This window comes from Pseudomonas sp. Kh14, assembly GCF_900291005.1.
Lineage (GTDB): Bacteria > Pseudomonadota > Gammaproteobacteria > Pseudomonadales > Pseudomonadaceae > Aquipseudomonas > Aquipseudomonas alloputida.
Window position 1 is genome coordinate 1 of sequence record NZ_OLKJ01000279.1, and the last position, 241, is coordinate 241.

Genomic DNA, 241 nt, shown 5'->3' on the forward strand with positions numbered 1-241 from the left:
GCGCCGCCAGTACCAGTTGCAGTACAACACGCAACTGGGCAAGGTGGGGGTCAACCTGTTCGCCACCCAAGCCCTGGACACCAGCAACCACGCTAGCCGCTCTTTCGGCCTGAGCCTGAACCTGCCGCTGGACTTTCGCCGCCAGCAACAGGCCAGCTTCGACCTGCGCCATGAGAATGGCCACTACAGTGAACGGGCCAGCCTGAACGGCGGCTTGCTGGACAGCCGGCTCAGCTACAAC

At 63.5% G+C, this 241-nt stretch carries 1 pseudogene; it reads left to right on the forward strand.

The features are described from left to right. Window positions 1–241, forward strand: a pseudogene (locus FQ668_RS28115) (surface lipoprotein assembly modifier); the annotation flags it as partial.